General features: G+C 70.0%; 18 protein-coding genes. 10 read left to right on the top strand and 8 right to left on the bottom strand.

Annotated elements, in window-relative coordinates; genetic code table 11:
- Positions 1-6: 6 nt before the first annotated feature.
- Both ABZU75_RS02875 and ABZU75_RS02870 read right to left on the bottom strand, forming a co-directional pair.
- A complete protein-coding gene (locus ABZU75_RS02875) occupies positions 7-225 on the bottom strand; it encodes a hypothetical protein (RefSeq protein WP_355548781.1) in 219 nt (72 codons plus the stop codon).
- A 3-nt stretch (positions 226-228) separates the two neighbouring features.
- Positions 229-621: a hypothetical protein gene (locus ABZU75_RS02870; protein WP_355548778.1), complete on the bottom strand. Its 393-nt coding sequence runs from the start codon at positions 619-621 to the stop codon at positions 229-231.
- A gap of 368 nt (positions 622-989) precedes the next feature.
- Here ABZU75_RS02870 and ABZU75_RS02865 point away from each other — a divergent pair, with 368 nt between their 5' ends.
- From ABZU75_RS02865 to ABZU75_RS02840, 6 genes are all read left to right on the top strand, one after another.
- Positions 990-1,733: an MBL fold metallo-hydrolase gene (locus tag ABZU75_RS02865; protein WP_355548775.1), complete on the top strand. Its 744-nt coding sequence runs from the start codon at positions 990-992 to the stop codon at positions 1,731-1,733.
- 302 nt (positions 1,734-2,035) lie between these two features.
- Positions 2,036-3,181, top strand: a complete 1,146-nt coding sequence (locus ABZU75_RS02860; RefSeq protein WP_355548772.1) for a damage-control phosphatase ARMT1 family protein — start codon at positions 2,036-2,038, stop codon at positions 3,179-3,181.
- Between the two features lie 260 nt (positions 3,182-3,441).
- Positions 3,442-3,864 (top strand): Rrf2 family transcriptional regulator, encoded by a 423-nt coding sequence (locus ABZU75_RS02855; RefSeq protein WP_355548769.1) that lies wholly within the window; start codon positions 3,442-3,444, stop codon positions 3,862-3,864.
- 65 nt (positions 3,865-3,929) lie between these two features.
- Positions 3,930-4,298, top strand: a complete 369-nt coding sequence (locus tag ABZU75_RS02850; RefSeq protein ID WP_355548766.1) for a hypothetical protein — start codon at positions 3,930-3,932, stop codon at positions 4,296-4,298.
- Entirely contained in the window at positions 4,295-4,987 is a 693-nt protein-coding gene (locus ABZU75_RS02845) for a formylglycine-generating enzyme family protein (RefSeq protein WP_355548763.1), read from the top strand. The genes ABZU75_RS02850 and ABZU75_RS02845 overlap by 4 nt, the downstream gene beginning before the upstream one ends.
- Positions 4,988-5,336: 349 nt before the next feature.
- Positions 5,337-5,756, top strand: coding sequence for a PPOX class F420-dependent oxidoreductase (locus ABZU75_RS02840; RefSeq protein ID WP_355548760.1), 420 nt, complete (start codon positions 5,337-5,339; stop codon positions 5,754-5,756).
- Positions 5,757-5,825: 69 nt separating this feature from the next.
- On the opposite strand, the gene ABZU75_RS02835 is transcribed toward ABZU75_RS02840, so the two are convergent.
- The 3 genes from ABZU75_RS02835 to ABZU75_RS02825 form a co-directional block, all read right to left on the bottom strand.
- Complete coding sequence (locus ABZU75_RS02835) at positions 5,826-6,197, bottom strand: type II toxin-antitoxin system PemK/MazF family toxin (RefSeq protein ID WP_355548757.1); 372 nt, start codon at positions 6,195-6,197, stop codon at positions 5,826-5,828.
- Positions 6,194-6,838: a hypothetical protein gene (locus ABZU75_RS02830; RefSeq protein ID WP_355548754.1), complete on the bottom strand. Its 645-nt coding sequence runs from the start codon at positions 6,836-6,838 to the stop codon at positions 6,194-6,196. Before ABZU75_RS02830 ends, ABZU75_RS02835 begins: the two co-directional genes overlap by 4 nt.
- Positions 6,839-7,138: 300 nt before the next feature.
- Positions 7,139-7,306 carry a hypothetical protein gene (locus ABZU75_RS02825; protein WP_355548751.1) on the bottom strand — a complete coding sequence of 56 codons (168 nt, stop codon included), beginning with the start codon at positions 7,304-7,306 and terminating at the stop codon, positions 7,139-7,141.
- 221 nt (positions 7,307-7,527) lie between these two features.
- On the opposite strand from ABZU75_RS02825, the gene ABZU75_RS02820 reads away from it, so the two are divergent.
- Positions 7,528-9,549, top strand: a complete 2,022-nt coding sequence (locus ABZU75_RS02820) for a hypothetical protein (RefSeq protein ID WP_355548748.1) — start codon at positions 7,528-7,530, stop codon at positions 9,547-9,549.
- 9 nt (positions 9,550-9,558) lie between these two features.
- Here the strand turns inward: ABZU75_RS02820 and ABZU75_RS02815 are convergent, their stop codons facing one another.
- Positions 9,559-10,563: a helix-turn-helix domain-containing protein gene (locus ABZU75_RS02815; protein WP_355548745.1), complete on the bottom strand. Its 1,005-nt coding sequence runs from the start codon at positions 10,561-10,563 to the stop codon at positions 9,559-9,561.
- Positions 10,564-10,615: 52 nt separating this feature from the next.
- On the opposite strand from ABZU75_RS02815, the gene ABZU75_RS02810 reads away from it, so the two are divergent.
- The gene (locus ABZU75_RS02810) at positions 10,616-11,011 is read left to right on the top strand and encodes a cupin domain-containing protein (RefSeq protein ID WP_355548742.1); all 396 of its coding nucleotides are present in this window, start codon (positions 10,616-10,618) and stop codon (positions 11,009-11,011) included.
- A gap of 24 nt (positions 11,012-11,035) precedes the next feature.
- Here ABZU75_RS02810 and ABZU75_RS02805 read toward each other — a convergent pair whose 3' ends face one another.
- Positions 11,036-11,671 carry a class I SAM-dependent methyltransferase gene (locus ABZU75_RS02805; RefSeq protein WP_355548739.1) on the bottom strand — a complete coding sequence of 212 codons (636 nt, stop codon included), beginning with the start codon at positions 11,669-11,671 and terminating at the stop codon, positions 11,036-11,038.
- A gap of 367 nt (positions 11,672-12,038) precedes the next feature.
- On the opposite strand from ABZU75_RS02805, the gene ABZU75_RS02800 reads away from it, so the two are divergent.
- Both ABZU75_RS02800 and ABZU75_RS02795 read left to right on the top strand, forming a co-directional pair.
- Positions 12,039-14,942, top strand: coding sequence for a hypothetical protein (locus ABZU75_RS02800; protein WP_355548736.1), 2,904 nt, complete (start codon positions 12,039-12,041; stop codon positions 14,940-14,942).
- Positions 14,943-15,064: 122 nt separating this feature from the next.
- Positions 15,065-16,462, top strand: coding sequence for a S41 family peptidase (locus ABZU75_RS02795; RefSeq protein WP_355548733.1), 1,398 nt, complete (start codon positions 15,065-15,067; stop codon positions 16,460-16,462).
- Positions 16,463-16,473: 11 nt separating this feature from the next.
- Here ABZU75_RS02795 and ABZU75_RS02790 read toward each other — a convergent pair whose 3' ends face one another.
- Positions 16,474-17,685, bottom strand: a complete 1,212-nt coding sequence (locus ABZU75_RS02790) for a HAMP domain-containing sensor histidine kinase (RefSeq protein ID WP_355548730.1) — start codon at positions 17,683-17,685, stop codon at positions 16,474-16,476.
- Positions 17,686-17,755 lie beyond the last annotated feature (70 nt).

The raw sequence follows: 17,755 nt of genomic DNA, 5'->3' as shown, positions 1-17,755 counted from the left end.
GTGATCTCACTGATGGGCGGCCGGGCCGTTCTCCGCGGGTTCGGCCAGCGCGTCCTCCATCTGGTCGTGCAGGGCGTCCCAGACCGGCCGGTGGTACTTCCGGAACCACCCCAGCGTCCCCTCCTCGAAGGCCGCGTCGAAGCGGGCGAAGGCGTCGCGGTCCGACGCGTCCAGGTAGCGCAGGACATAGTCGTGAGAGCCGGGGAAGTCGTCGATGACGCCCATTCCTCAGCCCCCGACCAGCGGAACGAGCTTGATGAAGGACACCACCGGGTCGACGGTCAGGTCGATCATCTCGGACAGGTCGTCGATCTGACGCTCCCCGACGAGCAGCAGGAACCCGTTGCGCTGGAACGCCCGCTCGGCGGTGTCCGCCTGCCGCTCCCAGTCGATCCGCCGCTTCGCACCCATCCGGTAGCCGTTCAACTCCACCTCGGCGTCCTCGGGACGGACCAGGCCGTTGAACCGGGCGGCGGGGGCCGCGTTGTACCGGGCGACCTCCTCGCGGACCCTGAGCCGGACCAGTTCCCGCGCCGAGATTCTCTCCGGCAGGTCGGGGAGGGTGAACTCCTCTATCGGCTTTCCCGTCGCGGTCTCATCCCTGAAGGTGACCGTTGCCATCTGGCAGCTCCACAAGTAATTGGAATCACTGTGATGGCCATCAGTAGCATTTCAATCCGACAGAAACCGATGTCACCGAACCGGGGGCCCGCCCGGTCGGCCGTGTCCAGCCTGATCCCGTCGGCCCTGAGCACCTCGTGGGTGTCGCGCGTGTCATTCGTTACGCGAAGCGGCAGAGATCTGAATTCATCGCGGATGACGGGTGACCGAAAAAGCGGAACTCGGTGAGCCGGTGGAGCAGGGGGCCACTGCCATGCGCGGCCCGTTACGGTATCGCGATCAACGACACCATGTGTCGGCGTACGGGCTGACGTGCACAGCTCGTACGGGCGCGCCATGATTGGTGAGCCGGCCGTTAGGGTTCATGGATGCTGCTGACAATCCTTGGCGGATGCGGTGCGTGGCCGGGGGCGGGCCAGGCCTGCAGTGGTTACCTCGTGGAGCACGGTGTGTTCAGGCTACTCGTCGACCCTGGATATGCGACGGTGCCGCGGCTGCTGGAACGGATCACCGCCGATCAGGTCGACGCGGTGTTCATCAGTCACGGACATCCCGATCACTGTGCCGACCTGAACCCGCTGTTGCGGGCGCGGGCATTGCGTGATGACCCGCCGGCACCGTTGCCGGTGTACTCGCTGCCCGGCGCCCTGGATGCGGTACTCGCGCTGGACCGCCCGGGGATGCTGACCGACGTCTATGTCCTGCACGAGTTCACCGCCGGCGACTCGCTCGACATCGGCCCGTTCCGCGCGCGGACCCGTCTGCTGCCGCACTCGGTGCCCAATGCCGGCATACGGCTGACAGCGGGCGAGCGGGTGCTCGCGTACACCGGTGACACCGGCCCGAGCCCCGATGTGGTGGACCTGGCACGCGGCGCTGATCTGCTTCTGGCCGAGGCCACCTATGTGGACCGGGTTCCGGAGGATTCGCGGCGCCACCTGTCGAGCGCCCGCCAGGCAGGCCGGCAAGCCAAGGAAGCCGGCGCCCGACACCTGTTACTGACTCACCTGCAGCCAGGCACAGACGCCACAGCCGCGCAAGCCGCCGCCGGGGCCGAATACGACGGCGAGATCGGCATCGCCACTTCCGGTCTCGCCATCGATCTTTCCTGAGCAAGGCCTCCTCCGGCTTCGACCGCGTTTACGCCGATGCGGCATGAGGTGCGCGTCTACGATCGCATCGATCCTCGCGCGCATGGCGGCCGGACTGCTTCGGTGATCGACCTCGACCGACATTGCAGGGGCGAATCGCTGTGCATGTCAGCCTGTACACCGGCACCATGTGTCCGAAGCTCTCGATCTCACCCTGAGTCGCACGATCATCGAGGGTGGATCAGAGCCCACTCTCGTGTCGCTTGGCACGACGCGTACGGTTGTCATACGGACGCCCGCCGACGAGGAGCCAGAGAACTTCCGTGAATGACGAGCTACCGCCCGAGCTGCTGAACAGCGATCCGAAGGGCTACGCCTGGCAGGTCTGGCACGATCGCACTCCGAAGCTGGTAGCGAAGATCAAGGACACGAATTCGTACGGTCCGAAAGAGCACGATGCGCTGGACGCGTTGCTCGCCGAGATCTTCTCCGGGGTGATGGAGCCGCTCGGCGCGCAGGCCCATGATCGGGAGGTGTGGGCGGGCTGGGGAGCCGAGCATTTCGGAAAACCCTGGTCGGAGGCCCCTTTTCTCTGGTCGGAGTCGTACTTCTACCGGCGGGTGCTTGACGCGGTCGGGTTCTTCGAGCCGGGACCGTGGCGGGGAGTGGACCCGTTCGCCCCTCTCAAGCGGGCCGAGCTGGCATCCCTCGACGACCTTGAGTGGCCGACGGCCGGCGCGTCCGGTCAGGCGAAGCTGCTGGCCGCGCTCTGGGGCAACCGCGCCGACCTGAGTTTCGCAATGGGCACCCTCACCGAATCGTCGAGTACCGAGCTGGTCTGCGACGACAGCACGAAGATGTGGAACGCGCTCGCTCCCGGGGCCGAGGTCGTGGTGGTGGCCGACAACGCCGGGCGCGAGCTGCTCGCGGACCTGATCCTCATCGACCATCTCCTGGAACACGGGCACGCGGCCTCGGTCGCTCTTCATCTGAAGCCGCATCCCTACTACGTGTCCGACGCGACCACCACCGACCTCGCGGACACCCTGGACCGCCTGGCCGAAACAGACGGCGCGCCCTTCCACCGGCTCCGGAAGGCGACCGCGGACGGGAGACTCTCGCCGTACGTCCACGACTTCTACTGCGCGCCCTGGTCCTTCCGCCGGCTCCCCGCCGACCTCGCGGTTCTGTTCGAGCGGGCATCGCTGACCATCATGAAGGGCGATCTCAACTACCGGCGGCTGGTGGGTGACCGGGCCTGGCCGGCCACCACCCCGTTCGCCGACACGGTCGCGTACTTTCCCGGCCCGGTCGCCGCGCTCCGCACCCTCAAATCCGACGTGGCCGTCGGCATCCCCCCGGCGACCCTGAGAAACCTCGACGCGGACACCCCGGACTGGCGCGTCACCGGCGGCTACGGGCTCCTCCAGGCCGACCTCCGGGAAAGGGTGCCCGGGAGCGGTTCCTGACGTGCTTCCCGATCCGGTCCTCGACATTCCCGCCGTCCATCGTCACGGCCCTGAGCAGTTCCCGACGGCCTCGACAGGTGTCGTTGTACCGCGCCCCGTCACCCCGATCCGCCGGGCGGGGCCGCGCTGGTTTCGGACCGTAAACCCCTCCCGAACCCCGCGAACGAAGAAGTTCCTGCCCGCGCCTGGCTCCTTCGCCCGGCATCGGTTCGGTGTCGGCCGTCTGGATGTAACATACATTGTTACAGGCAAGGAGGACGATGGCTGCGAACAGCCGGCTGACGATCGCCGTACACGCTCTGACCTGGATCGCGCTCGCCCAGCGGCGCGGGCAGGAGTGGCTGACCTCGGAGCAGGTCGCCGCCAGCGTCAACACCAATGCGGTGATCATCCGGCGCAGCCTCGGCGATCTGCGCCGGGCGGGCCTGGTGGAGGTCCGTCACGGGGCCGGGGCCGGCTGGAGCATGGCCCGCGCACCCGAGGACATCACCCTGCTCCAGGTGTACGACGCCGTGGAGCGAGAACCGCTCTTCGCCATGCACCGCACCGAGCCCAACCTGGAGTGCCCGATCGGCAGGGGCATCCGGCCCGTGCTGGGCGTGGTCTACGAGCAGGCCGACCAGAGCCTGCGCCGCGAACTCGGTCGCACCTCGATCGCCGATGTGCTGCGGGACTGCCTGTAGGCGCGATGACGCACGCCTTCAGTAGTAACAATGTTTGTTCCAGCAACACGGAAGGATCTTCGCCGGTGAAGGACAGCCGATGCCCGATCGTCGAGCTCAGGCAGTACACCCTGCACGAGGGGGGACGTGATGTGCTGATCGACCTCTTCGAGAGGGAGTTCATCGAGTCCCAGGAGGCGGCGGGGATGACCGTCATCGGCCAGTTCCGCGACCTCGACGCTCCGAACCGGTTCGTTCGGAAACGCTCACCGGCACTCCCCAGCGGCTCCGGCTGGCGCCCACCGCGCGATCACTGCTGCGTTGAGACGCGGTCGCCCTCGGGTCAGGCTCAAGCAGGACACGCGTGTGACGTGGGGCGCCTGGTAGCGTTCGCGAACGGGTGTGTCCGCATGTCGTTCACCCGGACCGATCGAGTGGAACGGGACCTGCGATGAGCTCCGAGTCGACGCTGCGCCAGGCGGTCGCCGAGCACCTGGTCGAGATTCCCGCCGGGAGCATCTTCCTGCGGGACGAGGGCACGAAGGCGATCTGGAAGGTCGAGGTCGGGGCCTTCTGTCTGGCGCCGTATCCGGTGACCCGCGAGCTGTACCGCGCCGTTCGAGGCGAGGTGCCCGCGAGTCCGGCGGGGCCGTGGACGCCGGTGACCGAGATCTCCTGGATGGACGCCGTCCGGTTCTGCAACCTGCTCTCACGGACGACGGGGCTCGAACCCTGCTACGCGATGGGCGACGACCCCGACGGCCAGGACGTGGTCTGCGACTGGGCGGCCGACGGCTACCGCCTCCCGTCCGAGGCGGAGTGGGAGTACGCGTGCCGGGCCGGGACCTCCGGCGTGCGCTACGGGGAGCTGGACGAGATCGCCTGGCACCGCGGGAACTCCGGCGGCGAGGTGCACGACGTCGCGACCAGGGCGCCGAACGCGTGGGGCCTGCACGACATGATCGGCAATGTGTGGGAGTGGTGCTGGGATGTCTACGATCCCGAGGTCTACGGCCCGTACCGGGTGTTCCGGGGCGGCGGTCTGTACGATCACCCCCGAGGATGCCGGGCGTCGTGCCGCCGCAAGAGTCACCCGACCTTCCGCATCGACGACCTGGGGTTCCGGCTCGCCCGATCGCGGTGAGTGGGCGCCCCGCTCGCCGTCCATGTCCTGAGGGCAGGGCTTGCCCTTTGTGACGCCGCGGCGGCTTGGCGAGAAGCCGCTCCCTTCGGGGAGCGGAGGAGTCACGAAGGACAGGTATTGCCCTTGATGAGCCCCGCACCGGCCTTGGTCCGGGAAAAGTCCCAAGGTCGAGGGTTTGCGGCTCGACCCGAGATGGGCACTCTCACTCCTGCGGCCGGTTGTCCGGGGCCGGGGATTCCGGCCTCGACAGGCGTTCCCTCGGTGTCCCAGCACGGAACGGACCGCGTACGGAAGGTCGCGTAACCGTCACCGTCCGGGACGTGAGACGCCGACGCGAAGAGGAGAGATCATGTCGAACCCGCCGCTTCCCGAGGAAGCAGTCGCCATGCTGAAGAGGCCGAATCCGGCCGTCATCACAACGCTCCAGTCCGACGGCCGGCCGGTGTCCACCGCCACCTGGTATCTCTGGGACGACGGCCGGATCCTGGTCAACATGGACGAGGGCCGCAAGCGGCTGAACCACCTACGCGACGACCCCCGGGTCGCCCTCACCGTGCTCGAAGAGAACAACTGGTACACGCACATCAGCATCATCGGGCACGTCTCCGACATACACGACGACAAGGATCTGACCGACATCGACCGGCTGGCCCAGCAGTACCTCGGGAAGAAGTACCCGCAGCGGGACCGCGGCCGGGTCAGCGCCTGGATCGAGATCGACCGCTGGCACGGCTGGGGCAAACACAAGGACAGCAGCCAGCCCGGCTGACACCCGCAATCGACCCGGAGTTCGGCAACGCCCCCGTGCCGGTGAGTGTCCAGATGGACGGCCTTGCCCTTAGTCGGTTGTGCCCAGGTAGGCGAACAGGTTCTCCTCGATCAGGAGGAGGACCTGGGGTGACAACTGTCCGAGGTAGTCACCGAGTTCCTCCTTGAGGAAGGGTTGGGCGCAGATCGCCCTCGCCCAGCATTTGCTCGGTAGGTTGCCGGTGCCCTGGGCGAGCTTGACACAGTATTCGGTCCTGAGCGTGGTCGACGTCGATGTGGGGACGACGTAGACCAGAGACCAGGTGGCCTGCTCGTTCTTCGCGTCGCCGCTGAGAATGATTACCGGCCGTTTGATGTGGTAGTTGCGTTGATCGTTGGGGGGCATCGTGAGCGACCGGTCGGAGACGAGGTAGACGCCACCCTTGCGGATGGATCCCTTCATCGATCATCCAGCGTCTTCGTGTTGGCCCGTCGGAGACTGGCCCTCATCTCCAGAAACTCCGCCCTGAGCGCGTCATCCACTCCGGGATCGTCCTCCACCGGAGGCCGTGCCGCACGCCGCGATCGGAACCGCTCAAGACGCGCCCTCACCTGCTGACGGCGCCGTGCCCGGTTGAGATCGAGCAGCACCCCCCGATCCCCCGCCACCTGGGCCTCGATCACGGGCGCGGTCTCGGCGGACGACTCTTCCAGGTCAGCCGCGCTCTTGCCCCCATGGAGGCGCAGCACACTCCGGACGCACTCCATGTCCGCCGCGCTCAGCGGATCCTCGATGTCGACGGTCACGGTGAGCACGTACGAATCGCGATCACCATACGGCGCCTCTCCTCGCTCCACCAGCTCGCTCTCGACCACCCAGTCCTCGGCACGGGTGAGCGCGTGATCGTAGAGACCGGAGTCGTCCCATCGCCAGGTGGCCCCACTGAACTGCGTCCGCCCCGACTCGATGGCATCCAGGTCCGCGAGATAGAGGAGCCTCGCCAGCGTCTCCGGGGTGAGCTCGACGTCCGTCTCACGAGCCGCCTTCAGCATCGCGAGGATCGCACTGGCCAGGGGATTGGGCGACTCAAGGGGTCTGCTCATCACGGCGCCTCCCCGAATCCGTCCCAGTACCACGCTACTCCTATCAGTCGTTTTCAGCTCTTATCGTTGTTCGCCCGCCACCAGGGATAGTTAATGGCGGTACGTGAGGCCATCATTACACTCGGCTATGACAATGTCAGCGGATCACGACAACGCGTCCCGTTCAGAACGGCCAGTCCGCGTTACGGCCGGAGTCCAGCAGCGGGATCACTCGGAAGGCCGCATCGGTCAGGCCACCGAAGGTGTGCCGGTTCTCCTTTCCCGACGGAGTGGCGCCGTGCCGGATCGACGGCGACCGGTCTACCAGCACAAGCGTGCGGCCAGCGAGTGCGCCAGTGCCCGCTTCAGCGGGTAGGCCCAGCGCAGCGAGGGCGCGGCCCGGTAGGCGGCCAGGAACCGGAAGGGGAACTGGCGCGAGCGGGCCACCGGCTCGGGATCCGCCGGCTGGGCGGCGACGCGCGCGGCCACCTCTGAATCCGTGAGGGCCGGAGATTCCGCATCGCCGAAACATCCAATACCACCCTATTAACCACCGATATTGCGGAACCCCCTCCCAAATAAGCGTTCATGCCGCACTATGCGCACCTGCGGGAACCTTCGGGCCTCGCTGACATCCAACCTCGTACGCGCCGACGTCCATTCACCGGACGCGAGCCGTACTCCCCGATGTTGATGAAGGTGTCGTGATCATGACGTCGAATGTGACGCGGTTATATCAGGCGGTGCTACGCGACCCCACCCCTCCGATCTCGATCCGGCTGCGCCGCAGCTTCTCCGACTGGGTCGTACGGAAGGGGTTCCCGCCGCCGAGCGCCGCGGTGGTGAAGGACGAGGCCGAGGCCGGCGGGGCCCGGCTGGTGATGGAGCGGCGCGGCGACTGCGGCCGTTACACGCTGGACGAGCCGTACGGGCAGGGGCGCCTGCGGACCCGGGTGACCTACACCGAATCGACGCCGAACATGACCGGATGGGTGGTCGTCACCGTGGAGCAGCACGGGGGAGCTGACCCGGTCGCGAGACGGGAACCGGACCGGACCGGGAGACGGAGCGCGAAGCAGCGCGGGAAACAGGGAGCCGAACAGCAACCGGAACCGGCGATGGTGAAGGCACCGGGTTTCCTCCCGGCGTACCTGAACACCGCGCGAATCAGTGACGGCGCCGTCCAGGTGGAGGGCGCCGCGGTGCTCCTCACCGAGGACGACGTGCAGCGGTTCGTCTCGGTGATGACCGAGCCCCGACGCCGGGTACCGATACTGGTCGTCTCCTCAGACCCTCGCGACCCCGAGGTGGCGCGGGAGCGCGCCGATCATCTGGCCGACGGCGTCGCCGGCGCGGGCCTGGTCGTACGGCTGGCCGACCTGCGCGCCCAGGACCGGTTCAACGAGGCGATGGGCCCGGAGCTGGGCGTGTTCGGCGGGGCGATCCGCACCTACTTCGCCCCCTTCGATCCCGCCGGGGAGCACTATCCCCGCCGGCACCCGCCCATGGGCGACGCCGCGATCCGCGGCCGGGGCGCCACCGCCCTCGACCGGATCGTCGACGGGACGATCGGTGAGACCGCACATCGCAAGGTCCCCGACGACGTGCGGCGCACGCTCGACGTCGTCCACCGCGTACTCGCCGGACGGGCCGAACTGGGCAAGATCGCCGACGCCGCCGCACCCCGGCCCTCGAAGGTCGATTTCGCCCGTGAGGAGATGCGGCGGCGGATGATGGCCATGACCAGGCGTCCTACCGTCCCGAAGGCCGAAACCGTCACCACCGCGAAAACCACCGCGGAAACCACCGCGGAGGCCACCGCGGAGGCGGCCGGGGGGACCGTGGAAACCGGGCCGGTCTCCGCCGCGGCGGAGATCGCCCAGAGTGTCGCGGACATGGTGGTCAAGGAACTGCGCGGGGAGTTGGAGACGGCGCTGGGACTCGCCACCTCGTCGCAGATCGCGGGCGACTCCGGCCAGGTGCTCCGCGAGATCCGCGTGCTCGGCGCGCACCTTTCCGGCCTGCGTGACATCGTCGCGGAACGGCGCGGCGACGGGCCTGCCACCGAGGCGGAGAAGAACCTCCGCGACGAGCACCGGTTGCTCAACGAGGAGTACGCCGAGACCGTCACGAGCGCCAGGAAGCTCGCCGAGCGGGTCCGCTGGCTGGAGCGCAGGCTCGCCGAGGCGGGCCAGCCGGTGTACGGGGTGACCGAGGACGATCCGGTGTTCGAACCCGGCGGCCTGGTCGAGGTTCTGGCCAAGGCCCGCGAGAGCCTGCATCACATCGGTGTCGGCGACACCGACGGCGCCGCCGCCCGGCTGGACCTGGAGCATCACATCCAGTGCCGTACCTGGGCGGCGAAGGCGTGGGACGCGCTGCGCGCCCTGGACGACTTCGCGGGGGCGCGGTCCAGCGGGAGGTTCGCGGGCGGCTTCTACGACTGGTGCGCCGGTGACTCTCCCGGTCGCCGCACCATCCCCACCGGGATGCTCTCCATGCGCGAGTCGAAGAGCGTGGTCACCCGTTCCAAGTTCAGCGCCCCCCGCAGGTTCGCCGTCCCGCCCGAGGTGCATCCGAGCGGGCAGGTCCTGATGGAGTCGCACATCAAGCTCCGGTCCGTCGGGTACCCTGCCCCTCGGATGTACTTCCACGACGACTCCGCCGGCACCACCGGCAAGATCTGGATCGGCTACCTGGGCGAGCACCTCCCCAACACCCGTACCAACTGACCGAGGAGCTCATCCCGCCGGGGCCGGCTCGGCGTCCGGCCCGAACCGCCGCCGGTAGGCCAGCGGGCTGAGCCCGGTCTGCCGCCGCATCCGGGCCCGCAGGTTCGACGCGGTTCCGAGCCCGCTGAGCCGGGCCACCATGTCGAACCGGAGCTCGCCTCGCTCGATCAGCCGGCAGGCCAGCGCCACCCGTTCGGCCGTGAGCCAGGCCAGGGGGGTGATGCCGAGCTGGGCGGCGAACCGCCGGTGCAGGGTGGCGGGGCTGACCGCCGCGCGTGCCGCCAGGTCCGCGACGGTCAGCGGCCGGTCCAGCCGCTCCTGCGCCCAGGCGAGCACGGAGCCGAGGGAGGCGTCGGGGACGGCGGGAACCGGCCGTTCGACGAACTGCCGCTGACCACCGTCCCGATGCGCCGCGAACACCAGGCGACGGCTCACCGTGTTGGCTACCTCCGCGCCGTGGTCGCGGCGGATCAGGTGCAGGCCGAGGTCCAGCGCCGCCGCGCTGCCCGCCGCGGTCAGCACGTCGCCGTCGTCGACGAACAACACGTCGGGCTGGAGCCGGACCTCGGGGTAGCGGGCGGTGAACGACTCCGCCCAGCGCCAGTGCGTGGTGGCCCTGCGACCGTCGAGGACGCCCGCCGCGGCCAGGGTGAACGTGCCGGTGCAGAAGCTCACCAGCCGGGCGCCCCGCCCGGCGGCGCGCCGGATGGCGTTCAGCACCTCCGGGGCCGGCTCCACCAGCGGATCCGGCCGGTTGGGCACGATCACGGTGTCTGCCCCGTCGACCGCGTCAAGCCCGGCCACGTTCGACAGCGTGAACATTCCGGCGTGCATGCGGACGGCGGGCAGCGCGGCGCTGAGCGTGAAGTCGTACCACGGCACGTCGATCTCGGGGCGGCGCAGCCCGAACAGCTCGGTCGCCACGCCCAGCTCGAACGGGTTCGAGCCGTTGTCGACGATCACGGTCACCCGGTGAGGCCGGCCCGCCGTTCCCTGCGAGAATCCATGCGACATGTGCGATTCCTAGCACTCGCGCCGCCTGGACGCCACCCGCCACGATGGCCCCATGAACGCTGAACCAATCCTCCTGCGGACCGCGCTGGCCGGCTTCGACAGGCTGTGGAGCCCGCGAATCGTCACCCGGGTGAACGACTACGAGGTCCGGATCGCGAAGGTGTCCGGCGAGCACATCTGGCATGTCCACGAGAACACCGACGAGTTCTTCATGGTGCTCGACGGCGAGTTGTCCATCGCCCTGCGCGATGCCGACACCGGCGAACGCGTCGTCACGCTGCCACAGGGTGCGGTGTTCGTCGTACCTCGCGGTGTCGAGCACCGGCCGTCGTCGGCCCGGGGTGCCTCGATCCTGATGTTCGAACCGACCGGCACCCCATCGGTCGGCGACCGGCACGACCCGATTCCCGGCCACATCGACGCCACCACCGGCCACGCACTCGGCTGAGCCGACGCGGCCGGGCGGAAGCCGCTACCCGGCGGCCGGTTTCCTGGCCGCGAACCGCTCGATGGTGCCGAGTTTGAAACGCTCGTGCCGCTCCACCGCGAATCCCATCTCGCGCACCCCGATCAGGGGCCGGCGGCAGTAGTGCTCGCCGGCCGCCGGCACGCTGAAGAGGTCGACCAGCCGCTGCCCCATTCGCAACGGCCAGGACGACGAGGCCACGTGGTCGGCCAGGAGCAGCAGGCCGCCCGGTTTGAGCACCCGGGCCATCTCCTCCAGCGCCGCCCGCTCGTCGGAGATGCCGCAGAGTGAGAACGTGCAGACGACCGTGTCGAAGCGCTCGTCGGGAAAGGTCAGTGCGCGCGCGTCGCCCTGCCGCAGGTCGGCCGCCCGGCCGAGAGTCTCGGCCCGGTGCCGGGCCACCGCGAGCATGGCGGCGCTCCACTCCACCCCGGTCAGCCGGACGTCTCCTGAGTAGTGGGCGAGGTTCATGCCGGTGCCGACCGCCACCTCCAGGGTGTCGCCGGACGCCTGCCCGCACAGCCACGGACGGCTGCCGGCGAAGAAGCGGCGCTCGACGAACTCCATCCGCCGGTCGTACGAGTCGGCCTGCCTGTCCCAGTATCGACGCGACCGCGTGTCCTGCATTGAGGAGTTCGTCATGATTTCAAAGTAACTCTCCGGCGGCTGCCACGCGGCTGAGCGACCCGGCGGTGGACGACCACGGCCGTTTCGCGGGTGGACGCCGCACAACCGGTGTCCGTACGCCACCGGCGCCTGGCCGGGGATGCTCTCCCGGGAAGAGTCCATCGCGAAGACCACACTCAGGACTAAGGTTCACATAAAAAATATTTGTGCGTTCAGTTCACATTTCCTGGAAGATGGTCTACGGTCCATGAGTGTGACGCGGCGCACACTTGATCGGATTACCGAGCGGAGTCCCCTCGCTCCGGTCCGGTTCGGGCCGCGCGTCCCGTCGAGGGAAACCCCCAGTCCAGCAGTGCCGCCGGGCACCGACCTCGGAGGAAACATGGGCAGCGTCGACCGTGCCACCCTGACCCGGGGCGGCAACCCCGTCGCCCTGGCGGCCAGTGGTGACCGCGCCGCCGGAGCGGCGAGTGGCGACCGGACGAGCGGGACGGGCGCGGGCATCCGTGCCCTGGTGATCCCGCACGAGGAGCGCATCGCCGTGATCGCCGAGGAGCAGCGCGCCGTCGACCACGCGTACGACTGCGTCGAGCGCAGACGGCTCGGCGCCGACCGGGTCAGGAGCACGCACGGCCAGGAGCACCCCGACACCGGCCTCCCCTTCGTCCCGGACGTGCCCCCCGAGTTCGGGGTGGAGGACGACCTCGGCGAGCAACCGCTCGTCTTCATGCGCGTCGACGTCGCCGACGACCCGGACGGCCGGGAGAGCTGGCGCATCGGACGCCGCGCGGTCCGCGACGCCGAGGGCGATCTCGTCGTGATCAGCTGGACCACCGAGCAGGCGGTCCGCTGGATGAAGGCCCGTGCCTCCCGCCCCGGCGAGATCCGGCTCCGCCGCAAGCTGCGCCTGCACGGGCGCACGGTGACCGACTACCTCGACGACATCCGGCCCCGGGTCGCGAACCGCAGACTCCAGGAGGTCCCCGAGGCCGTCTCCCCCATCGAGGAGCCACCCGGCGAGAACGCCGACGCCTTCCTCCTCGCCGACCTCGACCGGGCCCGCGACGGGCTGATGCGCGACATCGTGGAGACCATCCAGCGAGACCAGCTGGACCTGGTCTCCGACGGACGGCCGGGGGTGCTGGTCGTGCAGGGCGGCCCGGGGACCGGCAAGACCGCGGTCGGCCTGCACCGCGTCGTCTGGCTGCTGGACCCGACGAACCGGGGGCTCACCCCGGACGACGTCCTGGTGATCGGACCGCACCGGGGGTTCCTGCGCTACGTCAGCCAGGTCCTGCCGAGGCTCGGCAGCCGGGGGGTGGCGACGGTGGAGGTGGCGCGGCTCTGGGACGGCGAGGTCCGCGCCGTCGACACTCCCGCGGCGCACCTGGTCAAGTCGGACGAGCGGATGGCCGAGGTGCTGCGCCGCGTCGTCGAGAGCGGCATCCGGCCCGAGGCGCCGGCCTCGCACATCAGCGACGACGTCTTCAGCACCCCGTACCGGGGAGCCGCGCTGACGCTTCCCGGCACCGAGATCGAGGCGCTCGCCGTCGAGGCGCGCGACTCCAGCGGCCCCTACCTGGTCCGCCGCCGCAAGTTCGTCGACACGTTCGTCGACCGCCTGCTGAGCAGGTACGCCAAGGCGCTTCCCGGGCAGCGACCGGACGGCGCCCTGCGGTCCGGGATCGAGAAGCACGGCCGGGTGGCCTCCCTGATCAACGCGATGTGGCCCGCGCTCAACGCCGAGACCATCCTGCGCAGGACGTTGAACGACCCGGACGCGATCCACGCGGCGGCTCCCGGCGTGCTGACCGAACAGGAGCAGGAGGCGGTACTGCGCCCCCGGGTGAGCCGTGCCTCCGAGGAGCCCTGGACTCCCGACGACCTCGTCTGCCTTGAGGAGCTGCGCCACCTGTTGTCCGGGGACGAGCCGCGCCGCTACCGGCACATCGTGGTGGACGAGGCCCAGGATCTCACCCCCATGCAGGCGCGCTCCATCGCCCGCCGCTGCCCCGGCGGTTCGATGACCGTGCTCGGCGACCTCGCCCAGACCACCGGCGCCCGCCAGTACGACGTGTGGGGACGGCTCGCCGGAATCCTGAGCGGGCGCGACGGCTGGCACCTGGCCGAGCTGGCCGTGGGCTACCGGGTCCCCGACGAGGTCATGCGGTTCGCGGCGCCGCTGGCCAGGGCCGTGTCCCTGTCCACCACGGTCCCGGTGTCGGTACGCCCCGCCGACGAGACCTCGCTGACGATCGCGCGCACCGGACCCGAGCGGTTGGCGGACGAGGCCCTCGCGCGGGCGCTGGATCTCGCCACGGCCGACCTGGAGCGGTCGCGGTCGGTCGCGCTGATCGCCCCCGACGGCACCGCGCTGCTGGAGGAGCTGGAGCGGAAGGTCGCGGCGCTGCAGGGAACCGTCGCGGCGGACGACGTACCGCCGGTGAGCGTGCTGCCCGCGACCATGGCCAGGGGCCTGGAGTTCGACCACGTCGTGGTGGTCGAACCCGCCGCCATCGCCGACCAGGGGCCCGCGGGGCCGCGCCGGCTCTATGTGGCGATCACCAGGTGCACCCAGTCGCTCACCGTCGTCCACGCGGCGCCGCTCCCCGCGGTGCTGGGCGGACCGGAGGCCCCGGCGCTCGCGGCGCCCGAAGAACCGGCTACTACCACGATCACGGTGCAGAACGGGTCGGCACACCCCGTACCGAAAGAACTCGCCACCTCAACGCTCACCGTGCCCGGGAAACCGGCCACTGCCACGATCACCGCGCAGAACGGATCGGCACACCCCGTACCGGAGGAATCCACCAGCGCCGAGGAGAACACCACGATGAGGCCCGACACCCCGGCCACGGATGAGAGCTTCCGGTCCTTCGTCTCCTCGCTGGAGGAGCGGGTCGGCGCCGACAGGCAGTGCCACGTCCACGAGCAGGTGCGTTACCGGCTCATCGCCGAGCTGCACGGGGCCAGGCTCGCCCCCTCGCAGTCCCCTCTCGCCGACATCACCTGCAAGGGTCCGCGGGGAGCGGTCCTGTACGAGGTCCTGGGAGAGGGCGGGCACACCTACGAGCGGATGCGCGAGGCGGTACTGCGGATCATGGAGGTCGAGCACGTCGGCGGGGACCACGCGGAGCACCTCTTCCTCGTGCTCCCCCAGGCCCCCGAGCCCGCGTGGGCGCCGGCGATGCTGACCACCGCCTTCGGCATCACGACGATCTGGAGAGACGGCACCGGATGGGCCGGGGAGGATCTGGCCACCGCCCTCGGCCAGGCTCCGGGCTGACCCGCCGCGGCCGGGTGGATCACCCCGCCCGAGCGCCGTGCTCCCTACCGGAGGGACCGCTACGGCGGTGTTAACGTTCGCGTTCACATCCCGGCAACGGCATGATCGCGATGCTCGGCGGCATGAGAAACAGGAAATCGTTCGTCGTCGCGGTCGCGCTGGCCGCCCTCATCGGTTCCGGGGCCACCGGCGCGAGCGCCGACCGCGCGGCCGGCGGCCGGCCACCGGCGTGCACGCCCCCGTCCGGCCCGTCCGGACCTCCGGCGCTGAAGCCGACCACCGTCACCACCATCGAGCAGGCGTACCGCTGCGTCTTCGCCAACTACTACAGCGGTCCGGTCCTGGACTCCCGCGCGCTGCTGGTGCCCGCGTTCACCGCGCTCACCCAGGAGTTGCAGCGCCGCGGGCTGGACCGGCCGAACGCGACGCTGCCGGCGCTCACCGGCCGCAAGGACGCCGACTGGGCCGCGTTCCGCACCGTCTACCAGAAGGTCGTCGACACGTTGCCGGCCGACCCCGAGGTACGGCAGGCGGTCGCGGAGGCGACGATGCGCGGCATGGTGCAGAGCCTCGACGACAACCACGCCCATTGGGATCGTCCGACTCCTGGCGGAGTGTCGCTCGGCGCCCGCCTCTCCGGCATCCGTCCTCCGGGAGTGGCCGATCCGGCGGCCACCCCGCCGGCCTTCATCACCGACGTTCTTCCTGACGGCCCGGCCGCCAAGGCGGGGATCCGGCCGGGCGACGAGCTCGTCGCGGTCGACGAGGTGCCGCTCTTCGTCAACGGGGTGCTCTCCCAGGGGGTCCTTGACGGGCTCATCAGGCCCCCGGCGGGGAAGGCGATCCGGCTCACCCTGCGCCGTCCCTCCACCGGCGGCACCGTCACCGCCTCGGTGACGCCCGCGCCCGTCTCGGGACCGGAGCCGAAGGTCGAGTCCAGGCTGCTGTCCGGCGCCGTCGCCTACGTCGCGCTGCCGGCTTTCTTCCCCGGCGCGGCGGACAAGGTCCTGCAGGCCATCGCCGCCCTGCGCGAGCAGGCGACCCTGCGCGGGGTGGTGCTGGACCTGCGCGGCAACGGCGGCGGCAGCCCGCAGGAGGTCGCCAGGCTGCTCGGTGCCTGGTCGCACGGCAAGGCCACCAGCTACTGGTGCGACGTGCGCGACCGCTGCACCGCCAACCGGAGCGACGACACCGTGCCACTGCTGGGCCTGCCCCTGGTCGCGCTCATCGACCGCAACTGCGCCTCGGCGTGCGACTCCTTCACCAGTACGGTCAAGGATCTGCGCCTCGGCACCCTGGTCGGCACCCGTACCGCCGGCGGGGTGTCCGGCCCCGGAGCCGGCTATCTGCTCGACGACGGCAGCGTCCTCGTCCTGCCCAGGGTCCACGAGATCGGAGCGAACCGGGAGGTCGTCAACACCATCGGCGTCGCCCCCGACCACCAGGCCCCGATGACCGCCGCGGACCTGTCCGCCGGACGCGACCCGGGCGTCGCGAAGGCCCTGACCCTGCTGAAGTAGGCCCTCCTCGATCACGGAGCCCGGCGGCCGCCGGGCTCCGTTCCGGTGCTGGGGACGGGGAACCTCACGGTCAGCTCAAGGCCGCCACCGGGGTTGGGCCGGGCGGCGAGAGCGGCGTGGTGGGCCTGGGCGATCGAGGCCACGATGGACAGGCCGAGACCGGCGCCGTCGGCGCTCCGGGTCCGGGAGTGCAGCCTGCGGAACGGCTGGAACAGCTCGGCGATCCGTTCGGCGGGCACGTCCGGGCCGGTGTTGCGGACGGTCAGCACACCCGCCTCGGTGAGGCCGACGTGCACGGTCCCGCCGGGACGGTTGTAGCGGACCGCGTTCTGCAGCAGGTTAGTCAGGAGCCTGCCGAGCAGCACCGGGTCACCCGCGACGACGACCGGCCGGGTGCCTGAGGTGATGACGACACCCATGACGACACCGTCGGCGGCCGTCTCCTCGACCGTCTGGCGGATCAGCGCGTCGAGGGCCACCGGCTCCATACTGTCCAGGCCGTGTTCCGCCTGGGAGAGAAGGAGCAGCGAGTCGATCAGCCGCTCGGTCCGCCGGTTGGCGGTCAGCAGTTTCTCCCGTACCGGGATCAGCCGGCCCGGCAGCGGGTCGTCCAGCCCGATCTGGATCGCGGCCCGCTGGACGGCCAGCGGGGTCCGCAGTTCGTGGGCGGCGTTGGCGATGAAACGGCGCTGGCTGTCCACCGACCGTTCCAGCCGTTCCAGCATCGCGTCGAAGGTGTCGGCGAGATCGGTGAGCTCGTCGCGGGGACCGGCCAGCGCGATCCGCTCGTGCAGGTTGGACAGGGAGAGACGGTGCGCGGTGGCGGTGATGTGCCGCAGCGGGCTCAGCACCCGTCCGGCCAGCCACCAGCCCGCGGCCACCGAGACGACGGTGAGCACGGCGATCACGATCGCGCTGGCGGTCCACTGGTACCGCAGCACCGCACCGGACAGAGCGTTCATGGTGTCGACGACCTCGAGCCGCACCGGGCACCCGGGGCACCCGGGCGCCCCGGGCGCCCCGGGCGCCCTCGGCGCGGGGAGTTCACCGAAGGGCGGAAAGTCCTCCGCGATGGAGCTGACCCGGCTCTCCAGCGCGCTCGTGAGCAGCAGGTTCACCACAGTGAGCAGGATCGTCGAGGTGACCAGGAACAGGCCGGTGTACAGCAGGGTGAGGCGCGCTCGTACCGTGCCGAAAGGTTTCCAGGCCGCGTGCCGGGTCACGGCGGAGTTCCCAGACCGTACGCCGGGTCACGGCGGACATCCGGCACCGCACGTTCCCAGGCCGTACGCC

The sequence above is a fragment of the Streptosporangium sp. NPDC005286 genome (assembly GCF_040607515.1).
Classification (GTDB): Bacteria; Actinomycetota; Actinomycetes; order Streptosporangiales; family Streptosporangiaceae; genus Streptosporangium.
Note: the sequence above shows the minus strand (reverse complement) of the source record. Positions and strands in the feature narration are given on the sequence as shown.

What these genes read in the sequence shown, in the direction of transcription:
- ABZU75_RS02875 (WP_355548781.1), bottom strand. Translation starts at nt 225, where the DNA reads ATGGGCGTCATCGACGACTTCCCCGGCTCTCACGACTATGTCCTGCGC.
- ABZU75_RS02870 (WP_355548778.1), bottom strand. Translation starts at nt 621, where the DNA reads ATGGCAACGGTCACCTTCAGGGATGAGACCGCGACGGGAAAGCCGATA.
- ABZU75_RS02865 (WP_355548775.1), top strand. Translation starts at nt 990, where the DNA reads ATGCTGCTGACAATCCTTGGCGGATGCGGTGCGTGGCCGGGGGCGGGC.
- ABZU75_RS02855 (WP_355548769.1), top strand. Translation starts at nt 3,442, where the DNA reads ATGGCTGCGAACAGCCGGCTGACGATCGCCGTACACGCTCTGACCTGG.
- ABZU75_RS02845 (WP_355548763.1), top strand. Translation starts at nt 4,295, where the DNA reads ATGAGCTCCGAGTCGACGCTGCGCCAGGCGGTCGCCGAGCACCTGGTC.
- ABZU75_RS02840 (WP_355548760.1), top strand. Translation starts at nt 5,337, where the DNA reads ATGTCGAACCCGCCGCTTCCCGAGGAAGCAGTCGCCATGCTGAAGAGG.
- ABZU75_RS02835 (WP_355548757.1), bottom strand. Translation starts at nt 6,197, where the DNA reads ATGAAGGGATCCATCCGCAAGGGTGGCGTCTACCTCGTCTCCGACCGG.
- ABZU75_RS02830 (WP_355548754.1), bottom strand. Translation starts at nt 6,838, where the DNA reads ATGAGCAGACCCCTTGAGTCGCCCAATCCCCTGGCCAGTGCGATCCTC.
- ABZU75_RS02820 (WP_355548748.1), top strand. Translation starts at nt 7,528, where the DNA reads ATGACGTCGAATGTGACGCGGTTATATCAGGCGGTGCTACGCGACCCC.
- ABZU75_RS02815 (WP_355548745.1), bottom strand. Translation starts at nt 10,563, where the DNA reads ATGTCGCATGGATTCTCGCAGGGAACGGCGGGCCGGCCTCACCGGGTG.
- ABZU75_RS02810 (WP_355548742.1), top strand. Translation starts at nt 10,616, where the DNA reads ATGAACGCTGAACCAATCCTCCTGCGGACCGCGCTGGCCGGCTTCGAC.
- ABZU75_RS02805 (WP_355548739.1), bottom strand. Translation starts at nt 11,671, where the DNA reads ATGACGAACTCCTCAATGCAGGACACGCGGTCGCGTCGATACTGGGAC.
- ABZU75_RS02800 (WP_355548736.1), top strand. Translation starts at nt 12,039, where the DNA reads ATGGGCAGCGTCGACCGTGCCACCCTGACCCGGGGCGGCAACCCCGTC.
- ABZU75_RS02795 (WP_355548733.1), top strand. Translation starts at nt 15,065, where the DNA reads ATGAGAAACAGGAAATCGTTCGTCGTCGCGGTCGCGCTGGCCGCCCTC.